General features: G+C 64.4%; 14 protein-coding genes. 7 read left to right on the forward strand and 7 right to left on the reverse strand.

The annotated features are described in order from the left end of the window. Nucleotides 1-44: 44 nt before the first annotated feature. Nucleotides 45-1,109 carry an SDR family oxidoreductase gene (locus tag LZC95_32045; protein WXA91073.1) on the forward strand — a complete coding sequence of 355 codons (1,065 nt, stop codon included), beginning with the start codon at nt 45-47 and terminating at the stop codon, nt 1,107-1,109. Here LZC95_32045 and LZC95_32050 read toward each other — a convergent pair. Together LZC95_32050 and LZC95_32055 are read right to left on the reverse strand one after the other, a co-directional pair. Next, nucleotides 1,052-1,387, reverse strand: coding sequence for a hypothetical protein (locus tag LZC95_32050; GenBank protein WXA91074.1), 336 nt, complete (start codon nt 1,385-1,387; stop codon nt 1,052-1,054). The two genes, LZC95_32045 and LZC95_32050, sit on opposite strands and share 58 nt — an antisense overlap. A 35-nt stretch (nt 1,388-1,422) precedes the next feature. Further along, nucleotides 1,423-2,715: a protein kinase gene (locus LZC95_32055; protein WXA91075.1), complete on the reverse strand. Its 1,293-nt coding sequence runs from the start codon at nt 2,713-2,715 to the stop codon at nt 1,423-1,425. 108 nt (nt 2,716-2,823) lie between these two features. On the opposite strand from LZC95_32055, the gene LZC95_32060 reads away from it, so the two are divergent. The 3 genes from LZC95_32060 to LZC95_32070 all read left to right on the forward strand — a co-directional run bounded on the left by LZC95_32060 (nt 2,824) and on the right by LZC95_32070 (nt 4,732). After that, complete coding sequence (locus LZC95_32060; protein ID WXA91076.1) at nt 2,824-3,051, forward strand: hypothetical protein; 228 nt, start codon at nt 2,824-2,826, stop codon at nt 3,049-3,051. 233 nt (nt 3,052-3,284) lie between these two features. Beyond that, on the forward strand, nt 3,285-3,836 hold the full coding sequence (locus LZC95_32065; protein ID WXA91077.1) for a M12 family metallopeptidase: 552 nt from the start codon (nt 3,285-3,287) through the stop codon (nt 3,834-3,836). Nucleotides 3,837-4,306: 470 nt separating this feature from the next. After that, nucleotides 4,307-4,732: a hypothetical protein gene (locus LZC95_32070; protein ID WXA91078.1), complete on the forward strand. Its 426-nt coding sequence runs from the start codon at nt 4,307-4,309 to the stop codon at nt 4,730-4,732. Nucleotide 4,733: 1 nt separating this feature from the next. On the opposite strand, the gene LZC95_32075 is transcribed toward LZC95_32070, so the two are convergent. Beyond that, complete coding sequence (locus LZC95_32075; GenBank protein ID WXA91079.1) at nt 4,734-5,594, reverse strand: pirin family protein; 861 nt, start codon at nt 5,592-5,594, stop codon at nt 4,734-4,736. Between the two features lie 34 nt (nt 5,595-5,628). Here LZC95_32075 and LZC95_32080 point away from each other — a divergent pair, with 34 nt between their 5' ends. Both LZC95_32080 and LZC95_32085 read left to right on the forward strand, forming a co-directional pair. After that, complete coding sequence (locus LZC95_32080) at nt 5,629-6,213, forward strand: gamma-glutamylcyclotransferase (protein ID WXA91080.1); 585 nt, start codon at nt 5,629-5,631, stop codon at nt 6,211-6,213. Between the two features lie 44 nt (nt 6,214-6,257). After that, nucleotides 6,258-8,516, forward strand: coding sequence for a M3 family metallopeptidase (locus LZC95_32085; GenBank protein WXA91081.1), 2,259 nt, complete (start codon nt 6,258-6,260; stop codon nt 8,514-8,516). A gap of 94 nt (nt 8,517-8,610) precedes the next feature. On the opposite strand, the gene LZC95_32090 is transcribed toward LZC95_32085, so the two are convergent. After that, nucleotides 8,611-9,222, reverse strand: a complete 612-nt coding sequence (locus LZC95_32090) for a hypothetical protein (GenBank protein ID WXA91082.1) — start codon at nt 9,220-9,222, stop codon at nt 8,611-8,613. Nucleotides 9,223-9,403: 181 nt separating this feature from the next. Beyond that, nucleotides 9,404-10,504 (reverse strand): hypothetical protein, encoded by a 1,101-nt coding sequence (locus tag LZC95_32095; protein ID WXA91083.1) that lies wholly within the window; start codon nt 10,502-10,504, stop codon nt 9,404-9,406. 288 nt (nt 10,505-10,792) lie between these two features. On the opposite strand from LZC95_32095, the gene LZC95_32100 reads away from it, so the two are divergent. Next, nucleotides 10,793-11,377 carry a GNAT family N-acetyltransferase gene (locus LZC95_32100; protein ID WXA91084.1) on the forward strand — a complete coding sequence of 195 codons (585 nt, stop codon included), beginning with the start codon at nt 10,793-10,795 and terminating at the stop codon, nt 11,375-11,377. Between the two features lie 23 nt (nt 11,378-11,400). On the opposite strand, the gene LZC95_32105 is transcribed toward LZC95_32100, so the two are convergent. Further along, nucleotides 11,401-15,342: a protein kinase gene (locus LZC95_32105; protein ID WXA91085.1), complete on the reverse strand. Its 3,942-nt coding sequence runs from the start codon at nt 15,340-15,342 to the stop codon at nt 11,401-11,403. Continuing rightward, the gene (locus tag LZC95_32110) at nt 15,339-19,250 is read right to left on the reverse strand and encodes a protein kinase (GenBank protein WXA91086.1); all 3,912 of its coding nucleotides are present in this window, start codon (nt 19,248-19,250) and stop codon (nt 15,339-15,341) included. Before LZC95_32110 ends, LZC95_32105 begins: the two co-directional genes overlap by 4 nt. Nucleotides 19,251-19,437 lie beyond the last annotated feature (187 nt).

A 19,437-nucleotide genomic window follows, 5' to 3' on the forward strand; every position in this document is an offset into this window, starting at 1 on the left:
GAACATCATTCAGATCGCGGGTACGCGAGACGGGAGAATCGACGATGAAGGCATTCGTGACGGGGGCGACCGGGCTCTTGGGAAACAACCTCGTGCGCGCGCTTCGTGCCGAGGGGCATGACGTGCGGGCGCTGGTGCGCTCGGCGGAGAAGGCTCGAACGTACCTGGGCGACACCGGCGCGGAGATCGTTCAGGGCGACATGGAAGACGTCGGGGCCTTCGTGCACGCGCTCGAAGGGTGCGATGTGGTGTTTCACACGGCCGCCTATTTTCGCGAGTACTACAGCGCCGGCGATCATTGGCCCAAACTCGAGGCCATCAATGTCCATGGCACCATGGCCCTCGCGCAGGCCGCGCGCACCCACGGCGTGCGGCGCTTCGTCGATGTGAGCTCCTCGGGCACCATCGGTTTGAAGCCCGACGGAAGCCCCGGCGACGAGAACACACCGCCTGCACCGCTTGCGCGCGACAACCTGTATCTCAAGAGCAAGGTCGTCGTGATGGAGAAGCTCGTGCCCTTCGCCGCGAGCACCGGCCTCGACGTCGTGCAAGTCCTCCCGGGGTGGATGTTCGGGCCGTGGGATGCCGCACCCACCGCGGCCGGCCAACTCGTGCGCGATTTCCTTTCCGGCGCGCTGCCGGCCATCCCTCCCGGCGGCACCAGCGTCGTCGACGCCCGCGACGTCGCCACGGGCATGATCCGCGCGGCCGAACGCGGCCGCTCGGGCGAGCGCTACATTCTCGCCGGCGGCTTCGCGACCCTGGCCGACATCATCGAGACCTTGGCCCGCACCACGGGAGTGCGCGGCCCGCGCATGCGCATCCCCTACCCCGTGGCGTGGACCTACGCCGCCGTGTCACAAACGTGGGCGAAGATGACCGGCGGCCAAACCTTGGTGACGCTCGCGGGGGTTCGCATGATGCAAGCGCGCTTGGCCGTCGATTCGAGCAAATCCGAGCGCGAACTCGGATTCCACGCGCGCCCCCTCGAAGAGACGCTGCGCGACGAGGTGGCCTGGTACCGCGCGCACACGCCACACGGCGCCGAGCCTCAATCGGCGCTGTTGGAGGCGTCGGCCACGCGCAGAAAGAGCACGTCCCATCCTTGATGAATGCCGTTGGGGATCTCGCGCCCGCCGGGAAACGTCGCATCGAGCAGAGACACGTCGGACATCTTGTCGACTTTGAGCCAACGCCACTCGGGCAATCCGCCCGACGCCGACTGCCCACCGATCTGGTACGCCAAGAGCTGCGCCTCGCCCTTGCGAAGCCCATAATCGTGCGGCTCCACGATGCGCACGAGGCCGTTCAATTTGAGCTGCATGAGCCGGCGCTCCGTGATTGCCTGAAGAATCAGTCCATCGACTTCGCCCGACGTAACCGGCATGTGAGATCCCGTCCTTTCCTCTGCCGCGGGCTATGCTACTTCCGACTTCCCAACGGGTCGAAGGGAAGCGCGGGCGTACTCGAACCGACGGCCGGCGCCGGGAGCTTCGCGGCGGCCGCGCGCGGCTTCGGCTTCATTGGCAGCGAAAGCGGCGGGGGCACCGGCTCGGTGGCGAGCGGGGGTGCCGGCGACGACGGAGCAGCCTGCGCGAGCGGCGCACCGGCATCCTCGGTGGGCTCTTGGTGCATCGCGGCAGCCGGCGCCGGGTCGATGTGCGAGGGATCACGCCTGAACGCTGCCAAAGCAACCAATGCCGCCGCCGCTACCAACGCGGCCAATGCGAGAAGAGCCGCGGCGAGCGCGGCAGGCCGTCGGCGCGCATTCGGCTCGGGGGCGGGCGCCGGGCTCGATGCGCGCTGGCGCGCCGCTCGTCCCTCGAGCTGCATCGTCCTCGCATCGGGCCAGCGGGCGTCTTTTTCGAAGGCCAGCGCGCGATCCAACCATTGCCCCATGGCCCCGGAAAGCGATGGAAGCAAGGTGCGCGCATCGGGCACGGGTTGCGTCATCGCCAGGAGCAACTCTTCGTTCAAACTTCGGCCCTTGTGGAGGCATTCGCCCGATAAAAGCGTGAACAAGGTCGCCCCCACGGCCCACAGATCCGTCTGCGCATCGACCAGATCCCACAGGCCGCGCGCCTGCTCGGGCGCCATGTAGCCGGGGGTTCCCATGAAAGCGCCGGTGAGCGTCACCTTTGGCGCCTGGGCCTCCTCCCGCAGACCAGCGATGCCGAAGTCGAGCACGCGCACCTGCCCATCGCGAAGGATGAAGACGTTGTCCGGCTTCAAATCGCGGTGGACGATGCCCTGGGCGTGTGCCGCTACGAGCACGTCGAGAACGGCGTCGACGATGTCGAGCGCCTCGTCGAGCGGCAGCACGCCGCCTCGGCTCAATCGCAGATCCTCGAGCGAGGTGCCATCGAGCAGCTCCATCACCATGTACACGGCGCCGTCTTCGGATACGTCGTCGTCGAGAACGGAGACGGCGCCCGGATGTCTGACGCGGTTGGCCAAATAGCCCTCGCGTCGAAAGCGCGTCAGTAGTGCCGGCCGATCGCGGAGCTCACCGTGGAGCATCTTGATGGCCGCGCGTTTTCCGTTGCGGTGCGTTGCCGCGTACACGACCGCCATGCCGCCGTACCCCAGGAGGGCATCCAGGTGCCATTTGCCGTTGAGCGTGGTGCCCAATCGAGCGCGAGCGCGCGATTCACCGGCCCACCCGCTGGGCAGGCTCGGTTCGGCCCGAGCTGCTTCGTCCGCGTTGGCTGCCATGGACGCCCCGTTTTTACGCGGCGTTGCGGAAACTTCCCCCCGGCAGGCGGAAAAAGATGCGCCCCGACTTCGCCGCATCGGGTCGCGTGTTCTGCTACATGGAGAGCCATGATGATGCCGCGCTACGTCGATCGCTCCTTCGCCAAAATGGTCGCCTACAAGCGGATCATCACAGGCACGCTGGGCATCATCAGTGGCGGGATCATCACGTTCGTGGGCTTCACGCAGGAGCGCGCCTTCTCGCCGCTGTTCGCGATCGCGATCGTGATCTTCGTCGGCGGGGGTGGGTGGGCGCTACGCGATGGCTTGCGATTGCGGCGCGAGCTTTCCTCGTAGCTCGAGAAAGTTTCACACTACACACAAATGCGCATGAACACACTGCGCACCATTGTGGTGTCGAATAGCGATCTGATACCTCTTTAGGGGAAACCCAACGACCCCGACTACGGAGGTTCAGAAGTATGAGCATTTTGGCCCGATCACGCTGGCCTGCAGCGTGGTTTGCCTGTTGTACGTGCAGTCTGATGGCATGTGGAGGCGATTCGAGCAGCGAGTCCGGATATTTCCCGATGGGAGAAACCGGAGAGCCTGCCAAAATCGAATATTCCGTCAAAGACGGCCTCGCCCTTTACGAGGGCGATATTCTGTTGGGCACTCCTGCAACGCAAGCCACACCGCGCATTGCAGGCTGGCTCGATGCCGACATCGTGCGCTCTCAACCCGCACCGGCAACGAAGTACCGCTGGCCCGACAAAACGGTGCCCTACGTCATCGACGCCGAGTTGTCCGATCGCTCCCGGATCACGCGAGCCATCACGCAATGGGAGACCAAGACACCACTGGTCTTCGTGGCCCGCACGCCGGCCAACGCCGCCGCATATCCCGATTACGTCGTATTTCGTAGTGGGAAAGGTTGCCATTCGAGCGTGGGCCGAATTGGCGGGCCACAATATGTAAGTTTGTCCAGCCACTGTACGACGAACAATACGATTCATGAAATCGGTCACGCCGTCGGGTTGTGGCATTCGCCACACGACGACGCCTCGATCATGCGCGACGGAGGCCAGCGCGAAACGTTGAGCGCGGGCGATATCGAAGTGGTCAAAAGGCTTTATCCCTGAAACGAGTGCTTCCGGCCTGCATGGCGCTGCTCGTGGCCGCAGCCTGCGGCTCATCGGGCGGTGCCGGGCGCCCGCCGGGTGGGGTTGCGCGACCAGACCTGGAGTCCGGCTGGTCGGCCGCCACACCGGCTGGCCAATGCCGACCAAGCCATCCCCGTGGGCGGCGCCCGAGGATATCGCGTCGTGCGTAGTTCCGTTCCCGCCCACGGCTCGACCGATCCCTGGACGATGTTGAGCGAAATCGACGTGCGCTGAACCGGCTAAGACCGAGGAATCGTTGGCAGATGAGGCCTATGAGGGCCGCAAGGCCCGAATGAACCGGCTAAGACCGTGACATCGACGCAGCTCATTCATCCTTTTCATCATTTGCATCGTTGGCGAATGATTCGTCTCCCCGCCCATTGACGCCGACCAAATGGCGAGAGACCCTAGCGCCGTTTTTTAGCTAAGCCGCACTGGGGGACCGTCACGTGGAGCCGAAGAATCGCGCAGCCTTTTCTCAGCGCTACAGCGCCACCGACGGCATCATCTTCGTGAGCTACCCGCCTGGCTTTCACCTCGCCACGCGCCGGGAAATCGCCACGATGTTCGATCAGGTCGTCGAATTCTGGCAATCCAAATGCCGCGGCCGCAAAGTTTACTACGTCGTCGATTATACGAATTACACCACCAACCTCGCGGAAAACGACTTCTACGTCACGCAAGTCAAGCGGGTAATCGATCAATGCGCCATCACCATCGTTCGCTTCGGCGGCGATCCGCTGACGCGCACCGGCTCCCGACTTCGCGGCATGAAGCTCCACGTCCCTACGAATCTCTACTCCACGAAGGACGAAGCCCTCGCCATCGTCCATGCTTTGCGCGAAGGCCGTCTCACGGTCGGGCAAAATACCTGAATCACTCCGGCAGCGGAATGAACTCGCCCTCGTCGCCCGGGACGAGCGGAAACGAGCGCGCGCGCCATTCGCGCTTGGCTCGCTCGATGCGCTCGTGGGAGCTCGATACGAAATTCCACTCGATGTAACGAGGGCCATCGACGCAGTCGCCCCCGAGAAGCATCACCCGGCTCCCCTCCTCGGCGCGCAAGACCGGCTTTTCGCCCGGAGTGAACACCACCATCGACTCGGCCTCCACGCGCACGTCCCCGACGGAAACGGCGCCCGAAACGACATAGGCGGCCGCTTCCTCGTACGCGAAGTCCATGGGAAGCGACGCGCCTTTCTTCAGCGTCGCGTCGCCGTAAAACAGGCGCGAGCGCGTCTTCACCGGCGACGACACGCCATAAAGATCTCCCACCAACACCCGAACCCCATCGACCTCCGCAAATTCCTCCGCGGCGTAGTGCTGAAAATCCGGTTCACACTCTTCGTCCTCGGTTCGCAACGCAATCCACACTTGCAAGCCGTGCAGACGCGCGCCGCCCTTTCGAAACTCCGCGGGCGTTCGCTCCGAATGCACGATGCCTCGGCCCGCCGTCATCCAGTTGATGGCCCCCGGCGTGATGACCTGGTCCGAGCCAATGCTGTCGCGATGGAGAATTTGCCCCTCGAGCAAATACGTCATGGTGGCGAGGCCAATGTGCGGGTGAGGGCGAACGTCCATTCCTCGGCCCGCTGCAAATTCCGCGGGGCCCATGTGATCCACGAAGACGAACGGCCCAATGTGCCGGCGCTGCACGTAGGGCAGGATGCGACGAACGTCGAAGCCACCAATGTCACGCGCCCGCCCGGTGATGATGCGCTCGACTTCCTTCGCCATGGGATCCATATTGCCGCACCGGTGCCATAAACCCGTGTGGATTTTCGCTTACGGATCGCTGATTTTTCGTCCCTCGTTCGATTACCTCGAACAACGTCGCGCATTCGTTGCGGGCTGGACGCGCCGATTTTGGCAAGGCTCGCCGGACCATCGCGGCACGCCCGAAACACCCGGCCGCGTCGTCACACTCGTCGCCGACGAGCACGCATGGTGCGGTGGTGCAGCGTTCCGCATCGATCCGGCGCAGGGCGAAGCCGTGCTCGCCATGCTCGATGCGCGGGAGCAAGCTGGCTTCGAACGCCACCGCCTTCCCCTGTGGGATTCGCCCGACTCCCCCGCTCCCTTTGCCGACGGGCTCACCTACGTCGCGTCCACCGACAATCCCCATTTTCTCGGCCCGCTCGACGAACCGTCGATTGCCGACTGGATCGCGCGTAGCCACGGGCCCAGCGGCCCCAATTCGGACTACGCGCGAAACCTCCACGACGCGCTGCATGCCCTCGGCATCGACGATCCGCACGTGCGAACCATTGCGCAGCTCCTCGGTCGCCTCGCCGCTCCCGGGTTTCCTACTTCCCCACATAGTGGCCCTTCCGGCCTTCCCGACCCCGCGCGCTAGCGATACAGTACGCTCCCATTATTTTCCCCAGGAGTACTTCGTCGATGCGAAACGCCATCTTCCTCGGTGCGGGTGCGGTTGCCGTTCCTCTCGTCATGTCGGCTTCAACCTTCGTATCGGGGTGCGCCTCCGGACCGGCGGACACGCATGTCGCCGCGCAGAACTCGCCGCCGCCGTCCAGCCCTCCGCCGGCCGCTCCCCCCGACGCCAACGCGAGCAATCCGCTGCTGGCCAAGTGGACCGGCCCTTACGGCGGCGTGCCGCCCTTCGACAAGGTGAAGGTCGAGCAGTTCAAGCCCGCGCTCGAGTCTGCGATGGATGAGGACCGCCGCGAGATCGCCGCCATCGTCAACGAGCCGGCGCCGGCAAATTTCGAGAACACCATCGCCGCCATGGAGGATGCCGGCCGCGCCCTCAACCGCGTGCAGTCGATCTTCGGCGTGTGGTCGTCCACCATGAATGGCGCCGAGTTCCAAAAGGTCGAGCTCGAAATGGCGCCCAAGCTGGCCGCGTTCACCGACGAGATCACCCAGAACGAGAAGCTCTGGAAGCGCATCGAGGCCGTTTACAACTCGCCCGACAAGGCCAAGCTCACGCCCGAGCAGCAGCGCCTCGTGTGGCGCACGTACAATAACTTCGCGCGCCAGGGTGCCAAGCTCGATCCGACGGCAAAGAAGCGCCTTTCGGAGATCAACCAGCGCCTCGCCTCGCTCTACACCACGTTCAGCCAGAACGTGCTCGCCGACGAAGAGAGCTACGCGGTCATTCTCGAGAGTGAGGCCGATCTCGCCGGCCTGCCCGATTCGCTCAAATCCGTCGCGGCCAAGGCGGCCGAGGGGCGCGGGCAAAAAGGCAAGTGGGCCATCACCAACACGCGCTCCTCGGTGGAGCCGTTCCTCACCTATTCGACGCGCGACGATCTGCGCGAAAAGGTGTGGAAGAACTTCGTCAACCGCGGCGACAACGGCGACACGCACGACAACAACAAGATCATCTCGGAGATCCTCAAGCTGCGCGCCGAACGGGCCAAGCTCCTCGGCTACGCGACGCACGCCCACTGGCGCGTGGAAGACCAAATGGCCAAAACCCCCGAGCGTGCCATCGCGCTCATGGAGGCCATGTGGACGCCCGCCGTCGCGCGCGTAAAGCAGGAAGTCGCCGATATGCAGGCCATCGCCGACAAGACGACGAAGGGCCCCAAGCGCAAAATCGCGCCCTGGGATTACCGCTTCTACGCCGAAAAGGTCCGCAAGGCGAAGTACGACCTCGACGAGAACGAGGTGAAGCCGTACCTGCAGCTCGAAAAGCTCCGCGAGGGCATGTTCTGGGTCGCCGGCGAGCTTTTCGGCTTCTCCTTCACCCAGGTGACCGACGTGGAGGTCTACCACCCCGACGTGCGCGTCTGGGAGGTGAAGGACAAGAAGAGCGGCAAGCGCGTGGGCCTCTGGTACTTCGATCCTTACGCGCGCGCGGGCAAACACTCCGGCGCATGGATGAACGAATACCGCCCGCAGGAGCGCTTCAAGGGCGAGGTCACCACCATCGTCAGCAACAACGCGAACTTCGTGAAGGGCAAAGACGGCGAGCCGATTCTCATCAGCTGGAGCGACGCGCGCACGCTGTTCCATGAGTTCGGCCATGCGCTGCATGGTCTGAGCTCCAATGTGACGTACCCGTCCCTCGCCGGCACCAACGTCGCGCGCGACTACGTGGAGTTTCCCTCGCAGCTTCTCGAGCACTGGGTCCACACGCCCGAGGTGCTGAACAAATTCGCGCTGCACTACAAGACGGGACAGCCCATCCCGCACGAGCTCGTGGCAAAAATCGAGAAGGCCTCCACGTTCAACCAAGGCTTCACCACGGTCGAGTACCTTTCGGCCGCGCTCATCGACATGAAGCTTCATTTGGCGGGCGCAAACGGCGGCAAAGACATCGACCCCGACGCCTTCGAGCGCGACACGCTGAAGTCCATGGGCATGCCCGAGCAAATCGTGATGCGCCACCGCACCCCGCAATTCAGCCACGTCTTCGCAGGCGACGGCTACTCCGCGGGCTACTACAGCTATCTCTGGTCCGACACGCTGACGGCCGACGCCTACGAAGCCTTCACCGAAGGCAAAGGCCCCTACGATCCCGCCGTCGCCGAGCGGCTGCGCAAAAACGTCTTCTCCGTGGGCGACACCATCGACCCCGCCGACGCCTACCGCGCCTTCCGCGGCCACGACGCCGAAATCGGCCCCCTCATGCGCAAACGCGGCTTCGCCAAACCCGCCGCCCCCGCGCAAAAGAAGAAGCCGAGCTAGCGGGCCGTTTGCACGATGAAGAGCGCTGGTGCGTGGGGAAGACCTTCGCGCCACCAGCGCTTGCGTGTCAGAACTCCGCGGTCAGCTCGCGGAATTACCCATCGAGCACGGGACGGAGGCATAGCAAGTCTCGCCCTATCGCCTTGAACTCGTCGAAAAGGGCATCTATTCCCTTCTCGACCTTTATCGTCCATTCTCGTGGTTCCAAAGGAACTAGCGAGAGAATTCGATTCGGCACACCCGCCAATAACGCATTATTTTTGTTCTCGAACGGCGTGAAGAGATCAGCACGAGCCACGAGAACGTTGCTGTACCCTCGCGAACGCAAGGCACTTGTCTCCTCGAGGAGAAAGGACGAATGGGCATCGAGAAGCCCGGCGATGTCATGATGCACACGGGCGTAGGCAACCATGACCGCGGCCTCGTCATACTTCTCGTCAAAAATACATATGAATTGATGCTCATGGTCCACAGCCTTCCCTACCTCTGCGAGCGAATCTCCGAGCGTGCCATAAAAGTGCATTGTAGAGCCGTCATCGGTCGGCAGAAGGATGTGCGCGACCTTGACCTCACGCGAAAACGACGTGAGCCCCATTTGGCCGTGCGTTCGCGCCTTATAGAGCTGGATATCGCCATTGCTGTCGCTAAACACGTCCAAGTAGAACTTGAGCACTTGACGCTGAAGCTGCGTCAGATCACTCAGCATGTTCGCCCCAAGTGCGGTCGTTCGGCTAGCACATTGGTATATCCAGATAGACGCATTGGGTTCGCTTCATCCCGCAGAAAGGGTGTATGAGCATTAAACATCCGAGCGACGTCACGACGCAAGGATCCCCACCTGCTGAATGCGAAACTCCGCGCGATCCAGGCAAAGCGCGCGCGAAAGGTCACGTCAAAATCGAGAGCGTTTCGCGAAGGATGGTCTCGATGGGAGGGGGAACGCTGGGCCAGCGCTTTTCGATGGTTTCGAGGGCGCGGCGGGCTTGCGGTTCTTTGAAGCCCAAAGCCGTGAGGGCTCGGAGGGCTATGTCGGATTCGTATCGGCGCTGGAGCGGGTGGGGAGTCTTTTCTGCTTTCCTTCGGTCGATGTAGTCGCGGCCGAAGTCGCGTTCGGCGGCCAGGCCATTGTGTGCGCGACAGCGGACTACCAGATTGGGCACCGTGTCGCGGCCGCCGAGGGCGCGAGCCTGAACGTGGTCGAGTTCCAGGAACGCGCGCGACTCGCAGCGTCGGCCGCACTCGTCGATGAAGGTGCATTGTGCACCGTCTCGGGCGAAGACTTCGCGGCGCACTGCCCTGGTGACGTAGCCTGGGCGTGTGCTTTCGCGGGTCGGTCCCGGTGCGGCGGGGCGCTTGGCTTTGCCGAGTCGGCGCTTTTCGAGTTCGTCGATGAGCAGGTCGAGGGCGCGTTCCACGACGACCGAGAGATCTCCGCGGGGGTTTGCGTGGCGCATCAAGTTCGTCGCGTGGTCGAGTTTCTCTTTGAGGTCCTTGGTGGCCGTGAACTGCACCTCGTAACGCTCTGGCGCGATGGGTTCGACGCGATGGGCTGTCGCGTTCGGCAATGGGCGAATCAGCGAGGGCGTGTCAGGCCGTGGGAAGCGTGCCGCCAAGAGCTCTTGAACCTGGGCTTTGGTCTTCCCGGCGGCTGCGCGCAAGAGCTCTTCGTGGTTGTCATCCGTCAGGCGCTCGCGGAGCAGCAGCAACGACGTCAGGTGAAGCTCGCCGCGTTCAATCATTGCGAGCGCAAGTGGATAGCGCCGCACGATGCGCGAAGCCGTTACGCGGCGACACGCCTCGTCGTCGCTCATCGCGAGCCGGCGGACGCAGTAATCGAAGAGCGAGGAGCATGCGGCTTGCAGGTCCAAACGGCGTTCCTCGACCTCGGCGAGATACGCCAGGAGGCGCGCAAGAAGAACACGTCCTTGGCCAACGAGTGCATGCAGCCCCGAAAGCACCTCGTCATTCGAGAGATCGGTGAGGTTCATGAACCACGTCTACCATCGAAAATTTTGCCCTCCGCATTGGCGCCCCATCGCGCGATCGACGGATTCGACGCCACGCTCGTCCTCGAGAACGCAAACGCGCCTCAGGGAGTCATCGGGCCGGCTTGGAGCGCAGTTTTCGGCCTGGGACGGCGGATACACGAAGGCTCGCAGACCAAACACGTCAATTCAAATCGATGCCTAAATCATCATTTGTTCCGCCCGCGGTGAGCGCGACGTGCGGTTCATTCGACTACCACCGTCGCGAGCGGATTCGCTACCATGGCATCAATGACCGCACCCATCTTAATCGATTTACCCGAGGCCATCGAAACCAAACGGCTCTACATTCGGGCGCCCATGCCAGGCGACGGCTCAACGACGTTGGCGTCGGTGCTCGAGACGTGGGATGCGCTGCACGAGACGATGCCTTGGGCGAGGGAGCGACCGACGCTGGAGGGGCAGGAAGCGGCGGCGCGTAGGCTTCATGCGGCCTTCGTTCGGCGGGAGGATTTGCCGATGTTTGCCTTTCTCAAGGATCGCAAAACCCATGTGGCGTGCTCCGGGCTTCATCGCATGGATTGGGATGTACCTCGGTTCGAAATTGGCTATTGGGTGAGGCGGTCGTTCGAAGGACAGGGGTACGTCACGGAAGTCGTGCGCGCGCTGGCGGGGTTCGCATTGGCGAAGCTGGGGGCGCAGCGCGTGGAAATTCGGTGTAGCCACCGCAATGTGCGCAGCCAGCGCGTGGCCGAGCGGTGCGGGTTCACCCTCGAGGCGCGCCTCCGAAATGAGGCGCGGGAGACCAATGGCGAATTGCGCGATACCTTGGTCTATTCGCTCTTGCCGGGCGATTCGGCTGCAGCGTCTCTCTAGCCCCCACGGTCGACCCGACGCCGTCACTCCGCAAGGCCGTCCGTTTGCGCGAATGCCAGGGCCGAAGGCGGCAGGTGCGTTCGTGCCTCTTCGAGCACGCGGCGGTTTACCGAGTTGTTCGTGAGGAAGCGCGTGCGAAGGTTGGTATCCGCCATACGCTCCGCGCGAGTCCGAATTCGTTCGACGGCAACCCCCAAAGCTCGCGTGGCCACCTGGTCGTTCGCGGCGGCATGCGCCTCGAACACCGCCAGCCAGAGCCGCACGTCGAGAAAGCAGGCCCCAACCTTCGCGTACCACGAGAGGGCCGCGTCGATGTGATGGCACGCTTCGACGAATCGGCCGCTGCACTGCAGAATCTTCGTCAGCACCACGTGGGCGTACACGCGATAAAGGGTATACCCATCGGTCATCTTGATGCTCAGTCGAGCGTGTTTTTCCGCCGATGCGAGCTCCCCGCGAATCAGAAAGATCTCCGCGAGAATGGCATTCGACAATCCCTGAAAGCTCCTGTCGCCCTGCTGGTCCAGGTGCACACGAAGGATGCGCTCGGCCTCGTCGATGGATGCGCCATCGCCTTTGTCGACGAGGAGCATGGCCAAGTTGGGCGTTACCACGGATAGGAGCCAGTCTCGGGAGCGGTCCGCCTCGGCAAACGCGGCACGGAGTTTTTGCTCGCCGGCGTCGAGGCTACCCAACGCTACGAGCGAGACGCCTCGATAAATCCGCGCGAACGCAATGAGGCGCGGATTGGCGCTGGCTTCGAACAGCGCCTCCGCCTCCGCGGCCATCGTGCACGCGGCCCAAGGGTCCGCTTGGACGTACCACTCGTACTGCGCGTGCGCGAGCTTCCACATGCCTTTTGCGTGGACGCTCCGAATGGCCGGGATGCGCTCGTCCATCCGCGCCAGATACTGTTCGGCCAGCGAACCTCGCTCCGCGCGAATCGAATAGAAGACGACGTACGACGCAGCTTCCACCTGGATCACGGCGGCATCCGGATCGCAAGGGGCCGCCCAAAACTCGTCCGCCCACCGCGGGAACTCGTCCGAGCGACCCACCAGGCCAACGATCGAGGTGATCATCCCCATGGCGATCCACCACTCGATGCTTCCACGGCGCAGGAGGGGCACCGCCCGAGCAAGGAGCGCATACGCCTTGTCGTGATCGCAATGCTTCAAGGCCTGGGCCCGTGCGCCACCGGCGAGCAACGCGCCCAAAAGCTCGCCCTCGGCACCGCATGCGATTCCACGCTCGGAAAGCTCGATGACCGCAGCGAGATCGCCCTGATTGAAGGCGTTCACCGCTGCCCGCGCGTAGCACACCGTGGCTCGGGTCATCTGTTCGCCGAGCACGAAATGCTCGGCCAGGACGCGCGGATCGCGTTCCCCCATCGACTCCAGAAAAGCCGCCGCCGCGCGATGTCCGGCCACGCGGTCCGCGTCGGTCAACATGCTGTGCGCCCCCTCGCGGACGAGCTCGTGGCGGAACGAGTACTGCACATCGCCGAGAAAGCGGCCGCCGGTGTCGTGCACGACGAGCTCCTGATTGACGAGGACGCCGAGCCACTCGTCCACCCGCGAAGCCGATTCCTGCGCTTCGAGGAGCGCGATGACGCCGCCACGCCAAAACGTCGCGCCGAAAACGCTGGCCGCTCGCAACAGCCGCCGCACGTCCGGCTCGAGGCGTTTGAGCCGCGCTTGCAACATGGCGAGCACCGTGGCGGGCATGCTCGAGTGCTCGAGGGATTCCTCGGCCACGGAACGAATCAATTCTTCCAGGAAGAGCGCATTGCCTGCTGCCTGATCGACGATTCGCTCCACGACCTCCAGTGCGACCTCGTCGCCGAGGATCCCCGTCGCGAGCTGCGTGCTGGCCTTCTTCGTGAGGCCATCGAGCAGGATGTCTTGGCGTTTGCGCCCGGGCCAGAGCCTCGGAAAAATCTCGTTCACCTCGGGGCGGCCAAAGGCCAGAACCATGATCCGTTGGTCGCTGCACTCACGCAACATCGCGTCCACGACCCGCACGGTGAGGGCGTCGCCCCACTGCAGATCTTCGAGGACGAGCAGCACCGGATGCGCGTTGCTTTCCGCGCGGAAGAACGAGACGAAGGCCCTGTTCACCAGACCCGCCATCATGTGCGGCTCGTTCCTCGCATCCCGAAGCTTCGGGCTCGCCTCCGATGGAAACGGAATCCCACAAAGCTCGCCGAGGAATTCGCTGACGAATTGCGCTTCGTTCGAGGGCACGTGACGGCGGACACGCTCGCGAAGTTTGCTTTGTTGCAAAGGCAGCTCTTCGCCGTCGTGCACATCGGCGAGCCTGCGGAGAGCATCCCAGAGAAGCCCGTACGGCGCCCCCGCGCGGGTCGGATCCGAGTGTCCGACCAGAGTTTCGACGGTGGCGTCGTCGCGAGCCACTTGCCGCAGAAACTCGCGGCGCACCCGGGATTTGCCCGTCCCGGGCGGTGCGATGATCAGCGCGAGCCGGGCCACCGATTCGTCGGAACACTCCGAGAGCAGCATTCGAAGCAAGGCAAGCTCCCGCTCGCGGCCGACACACGGCGTCGGTCTGCCGAGCAGCGGGCGTGCTTCGTCGGTGTGGTGCTCGGCCTCCAAAACGCAGTGCCCTGAGCTGGTTCGGCTGACGAGAAAGCGCGCATCGAGGAGCCGCGCGGTGACATCGTCGATCAACACGCCGCTCCGTGTCGACGCCGATTCCGTCTCCGTGAAGGCTTGCATCAACGAGCCCGCGCGATCGATGGCCTCTCCCGACGGATGATTCGCGCCGACGACACCTCGTCCCGTCGTGACCACGACCCGTCGCCAAGGCTGTTCCTGGCGCATGACGAGCGCGCACCGAGCGGCATGTACGGCCTGATCGGTCGCGGTCATCCGCTCCGTTTGGGCGAGGACCGCGACCACCGATCCGTCCACGAGAAGCTCGACCCGAGCCCCGAAACGCCCGCGCAACGCATCGGCGAACGCCGTGCGCGGGGATTCACGCCTGTTCTCACTCACGGACACGATGACGCTGACGAGCTGTTGCTCGTCGAGGAGGGGCACGGCAAGCTGAGGATGCGCGGAGCGCTGCACGCTCGGGGGAGGCTCGGGTGCCGCGGTATCCGGAAGCGATCCGAGCGCGTCGAGCGCCTGGAGGAGCGCGCTCGCATCCTTCGGACGATGCTGCGGGTCCTTTGCAAGCATCCGTGCAACCAGGTCCTCCACGCTTTGCGGCATCGCCGGCCTCCGGGTTCGGAGGCGCGGCGCTTCCTGAAGGAGAATGTTCGCCATGACGAATGCCGGGTGACCTCCCACGAAGGGCGACTCTCCGGTCAGGCACTGGAACATCACGCACCCGAGTGTGAACACGTCCGCGCTCGGACCGACGTCCGGCTCGCCACGCGCTTGTTCCGGTGCCATGTATCGCGGTGTTCCGATCGCGAGGCCGGGCGTCGTCAGGTGCGATGAAACCAGCCGCGCCACACCGAAGTCGACGAGGGACACCGCATCGGGACGTCCGCCGACGAGGAAGATATTTCCCGGCTTGAGGTCCCGATGCACGATTCCGTGACGGTGTGCTGCCGAAAGCGCATCGGCGATCTTTCGGAACAAGGTCAACGTTTCACCGAGGGTGAGACCTTCGCGCTCCAAGCGCGTCTCCAGGTCTTCCCCTTCGAGCCATTCCATGACGAGGTACGACTCGCCTTGGGGCGTGGTCCCATGGTCGACGTACGAGACGATGCCGGGATGATTCAACGTCGAGAGGACCTGGGCCTCGCGCTCGAATCTCTCCTGAAACTGCTGCACGTACGCGGTGGAATGGAGCACCTTGAGCGCCACCCTCGCGCCATCGCGCTGCTGATCGCGGGCGCGGTAGACGACGCCCATGCCACCGCTGCCTGCGGGCTCTTCGATGACGAACCGCCCGGCGACGACCTTGTTTTCCAACGGATCTCGTCTGCTCATGATGCGGCCTGGCCTCCAAGACGTGCAAACGCGAGGACCGAAGGGGGCAGCAGCCTTTCGGCTTCCGCCAGCACGCGTCGATTGGCCGGATTCTTCGTGAGGAAGCGCTCGCGAAGGCGCGCATCGGGGATGCCCTCGGCACGAATGCCGACCTGTTCGACGGCACCTTCCAAAATGCCTGCTGCGGCCGGGTTGGACGCGGCGACGTACGCTTCGAACGCCGCAAGCCGAAGTGGTACCTCGAGAAAGCCACAGCCCCCGATGGACGCGACCAAGGCGAGCGCACCATGCACGTGCTCGCACGCCTCGCCATGACGGCCCGCATGAAGGAGGACCTTCGTCAGCAGCGTGTCGGCCGACGGCCGGAGCACGAGGTGTTCGCCGATCATGTTCAGCGCCGCTCGCGCATGCCGTTCGGCAGGTTCGAGCTCGCCGCGTCCGAGATGAATCTCGCCCAGGATGGCATGCCCAAAGCCTTGCTGCTTGGGATCGGACGGAGTGTCCAAAAATCCGCGAAGGAGGCGCTCGGCTTCGTCGGTGGCGGCGGCGTCCCCCGTCTCGACGAGGGTCAGCGCGAGAAACGGCACCGCCAGCGACAAGGTGAACGGGTCTCGCGTACGCCGCGCAAGTTCGAGGCTGGTTCGCAGCTTCGCCTCCCCCGCGTCGAAATTGCCCAGGTGAACGAGCAGGTAACCCCGGAAGGCCTGCGTCGGCCCAAGAAGGCGCGAGTACTCGGCTTGCTCGAAAAACACTTCCGCGCGGGAGGCCGCCATCAAGGCTCGCCAAGGATCCGGCTGGGACCAGAAGGCAGCAGACATGTGTGCGAAGTCCCGCCAGGCTCGCCCCTCCACATCCTCGAGAGGGGAATCGATCATGCTGTCCAGTTGCGTCAGGAGTGGCGCGCTATGGGCGTGCCGCCCGGACCAAATCAACTTCGCGGCGAAAAGAGACAAGGCCCGTATGCGCATCGTGGCCGCCTGCGGATCGAAAGGCGCCGTTCGCAGCTGTTCCCCCCAGCGCAGAACCTCGTCCCAACGAAGGACGCTCGTCGATATGACGCTCATGGTTCCCGCGGCGTGCCACCAGCGGGCGCTGCCAGGGCGCAGGAGCGACAATGCCTCCTCGATGAGCGTGCGGGCGCTCGCATGATCGTGCTGGAAATAGCTCACGCCCCCTCGCGCGGAGAGGATCTGTCCGAGCACGTCGCCCTGCGCCCCGCATGCGATTCCTCGCTCGGCGAGGGGCGTCACGGCCTCGAGCTCATTGTAATGGACCGCCTCGATGGCCGCCCGCGCGTAATAGGCGGCCGCTCGCTCCTTCTCGCCACCGAGGGCGAAGTGTTCCGCGAGAACGCCTGGATCGCGTTCACCCATCGATTCGAGAAACGCGGCGGCGGCACGATGACCCGCCAAGCGGTCGTCGTCGGTCAGTGTGCCGTGTGCGGCCTCCCGCAGCAGCGCGTGCCGAAATGAATATTGCGTATCTCCGAGAAAGCGGCTCGTGGCATTGCGCACGATCAGTTCTTGATCGATCAGCGACTCGAGCCGCTGGTCGATGCTCCCGGCCGAATCGCCTTCTCCGAGCAGTGCCACGAGGCCGGCGCGCCAAAACGTCGCACCGTAAACACTGGCCGCACGAAGCGTCCGCCGCAATTCCGGCTCGAGGCGCTGAAGCCGCGCTTGCAACATGGCAATGACGGTATCCGGCAGGGCATCGGACGTGTTTTGCGCCACGAAACGAATCAGTTCCTCCAAGAAAAGCGCATTGCCCTCGGCTTGGTCGACGATGCGTTCCACGATCGCGGGCGCGATCTGGTTGCCAAGGACATGGGTCACCAGCTGCGCGCTCGCCTTTTTCGTCAATCCATCGAGGCTGAGATATTCGCGTTTGCGATCGGCCCAGAGATTCGGATGGCGTGTTTCGACCTCGGGCCGCGCGAGCGCGAGAACCATGATGGGCTTGTCGCTGCACCCCCGCAGCATCTCGTCGATCAAACGCACCGTGAGCCCGTCGCTCCAATGAAGGTCCTCGAGGACCAGCAGCACCGGGTGCGCGCTCGTTTCGGCACGTACGAAGGCAAGAAATGCGGCGCTCACCTGATCGGCCATGGTGCGCGCCTCGGAGCGCGCCATCCGGAGCTTCGGGCTGTTCTCCGATGGAAATGGGATCCGACAGAGCTCTCCGAGAAACTCGGTGACGAAGGGCGCCTGGCCCACGGGCACATAACGCCGCACCCTCTGGCGAAGTCGGCTCTGTTGCATCGTGAGCTCCTCGCCATCCTGGACGTCGATGAGCCTGCGCAAGGCATCCCAGAGCAGGCCGTACGACGCGTCCGCGCGCGTCGGATCGGTGCGCCCGAGCCACACGTCGACGGACCTCGACACCTCGCGCTGAACCTGTTGGACGAATTCGCGACGCAGGTGCGATTTGCCGACTCCGGGCGGGGCGACCACCACGGCGAGGCGAGCCACGGAGTTCTCGCAGCACTCCCCCAGCAGCATTTGCAGCTGGGCGAGCTCTCGACGGCGGCCGACGAGGGGGGTCGGTTGGCCGAGCAACCGCCGCGTCTCGTCGATTTGGAGCTCCGCGTGCAAGATGCAGTGGCCCGATTTGGTTCGACTCATTCGAAAGCGCACATCGAGCAGGCGCGACGTCACGTCGTCGATCCACACGCCACCGGACGCCTGCGACGTCTCGAGCAGCTTGCCCGCGCGGTCCATGACCTCTCCACCCGGCAGGTTCGCGCCGACGACGCCCCGTCCGGTTGCGACCACGACCCGTTCTTGGGAGGGCAACTCTTTGCGGACGAGGAGCGCACACCGCGCCGCCTGCACGGCTTGGTCGGTCGCGGTCATGCTCTCGGTCTGGGCGAGGGTCGCGATCATCGAGCCGTCCACGAGCTGTTCGACCCGCGCGCCGAACCGACGGCGCAACATGTCGAACAGCGGCGGGTGATCCGTGCGCTCGTCGCCGGTGCCGTGCGCAATCGACAAAATGACGCTCACGAGTTGTTGCTCGCCCGAGAGGGGGACGGCACGTGTGATCGCCTTGTCGGGGGCGGGTTCATCCGAGAGTGCACCAAGCCGATTCAGACCTTCGAGGAGCGCGCCCGCATCTCGGGGACGCCGCCGTGGATCCTTGTCGAGCATCGACGCGAGCAGCGTCTCCAGCTCCTTTGGCATCGAGGCTCGAACCGAGCGCAAAGACGGGGCCTCTTGCAGCAGGATGCCGGCCATGACGAGCGTCGGGTGCGACGCATCGAAGAGCACCCGTCCCGTCAGGCAGTGGAACATCACGCAACCGAGCGCGAACACGTCTGCGCTCGGTCCAATCGCTTCCCCACGCGCCTGCTCCGGCGCCATGTAGAGCGGCGTTCCGAGCGCGAGGCCGGTCGTCGTAAGGTCGGACGAAATCAGGCGGGCCACGCCAAAGTCGAGCACCGTCGGAGAATCCGGCCGGCCACCCAGAAGGAAGATGTTTTCAGGCTTGAGGTCGCGATGCACGATCCCATGCCGGTGTGCGACGGAAAGCGCCTCGGCCACCCGCCCGAGCAGGGTCACGGTTTCGAGCAGGGACAAGCCTTGCCGGCTCAAACGCTGGCCGAGGCTTTCTCCTTCGAGCCACTCCATGACGAGAAAAGCCTCGCCCTGCGGAGTCACGCCGTGATCGATGTACGACACGATTCCGGGGTGCCGCAGCGTCGACAAGACGAGCGCCTCGCGCGCGAATCGCTCGTGAAGGTGGGCGACCCGTCCGAGACGGCGAAGCACCTTGAGCGCCACGGGGGCGTTGCCACGCTCTTGGTCGCGCGCACGGTAAACGATGGCCATTCCGCCGGTTCCCGCCACGGCCTCCACGAGGAAGCGACCGGCGAAAAGGCTCTTGAGTTCGAGCTCGTCCACGCTCATGGCGGCCCCTCCCCTGATTGGCGCGTACGAACGGGATCCTAAGCGCCAGCGGGCCAAATCGCCAGGATGCCCGCGGCGCTGCGGTCGCTAGGGCGAGCAGGCGCTGGCTTGCAATTCGCAAACGACGCGAACGACGCAAACGACGCGAGCAACGGGATTCCACCGTCGCCCGCGTCGCCGTAAACCC

It is taken from the genome of Sorangiineae bacterium MSr12523 (assembly GCA_037157775.1).
Taxonomy (GTDB): domain Bacteria; phylum Myxococcota_A; class Polyangia; order Polyangiales; family Polyangiaceae; genus Pendulispora; species Pendulispora brunnea.

Coding starts and splice junctions, on each gene's coding strand:
- LZC95_32060 (WXA91076.1), top strand. CDS start 2,824: ATGATGATGCCGCGCTACGTCGATCGCTCCTTCGCCAAAATGGTCGCC.
- LZC95_32100 (WXA91084.1), top strand. CDS start 10,793: ATGACCGCACCCATCTTAATCGATTTACCCGAGGCCATCGAAACCAAA.
- LZC95_32055 (WXA91075.1), bottom strand. CDS start 2,715: ATGGCAGCCAACGCGGACGAAGCAGCTCGGGCCGAACCGAGCCTGCCC.
- LZC95_32110 (WXA91086.1), bottom strand. CDS start 19,250: ATGAGCGTGGACGAGCTCGAACTCAAGAGCCTTTTCGCCGGTCGCTTC.
- LZC95_32045 (WXA91073.1), top strand. CDS start 45: ATGAAGGCATTCGTGACGGGGGCGACCGGGCTCTTGGGAAACAACCTC.
- LZC95_32075 (WXA91079.1), bottom strand. CDS start 5,594: ATGGCGAAGGAAGTCGAGCGCATCATCACCGGGCGGGCGCGTGACATT.
- LZC95_32090 (WXA91082.1), bottom strand. CDS start 9,222: ATGCTGAGTGATCTGACGCAGCTTCAGCGTCAAGTGCTCAAGTTCTAC.
- LZC95_32065 (WXA91077.1), top strand. CDS start 3,285: ATGGGAGAAACCGGAGAGCCTGCCAAAATCGAATATTCCGTCAAAGAC.
- LZC95_32085 (WXA91081.1), top strand. CDS start 6,258: ATGCGAAACGCCATCTTCCTCGGTGCGGGTGCGGTTGCCGTTCCTCTC.
- LZC95_32095 (WXA91083.1), bottom strand. CDS start 10,504: ATGAACCTCACCGATCTCTCGAATGACGAGGTGCTTTCGGGGCTGCAT.
- LZC95_32105 (WXA91085.1), bottom strand. CDS start 15,342: ATGAGCAGACGAGATCCGTTGGAAAACAAGGTCGTCGCCGGGCGGTTC.
- LZC95_32050 (WXA91074.1), bottom strand. CDS start 1,387: ATGCCGGTTACGTCGGGCGAAGTCGATGGACTGATTCTTCAGGCAATC.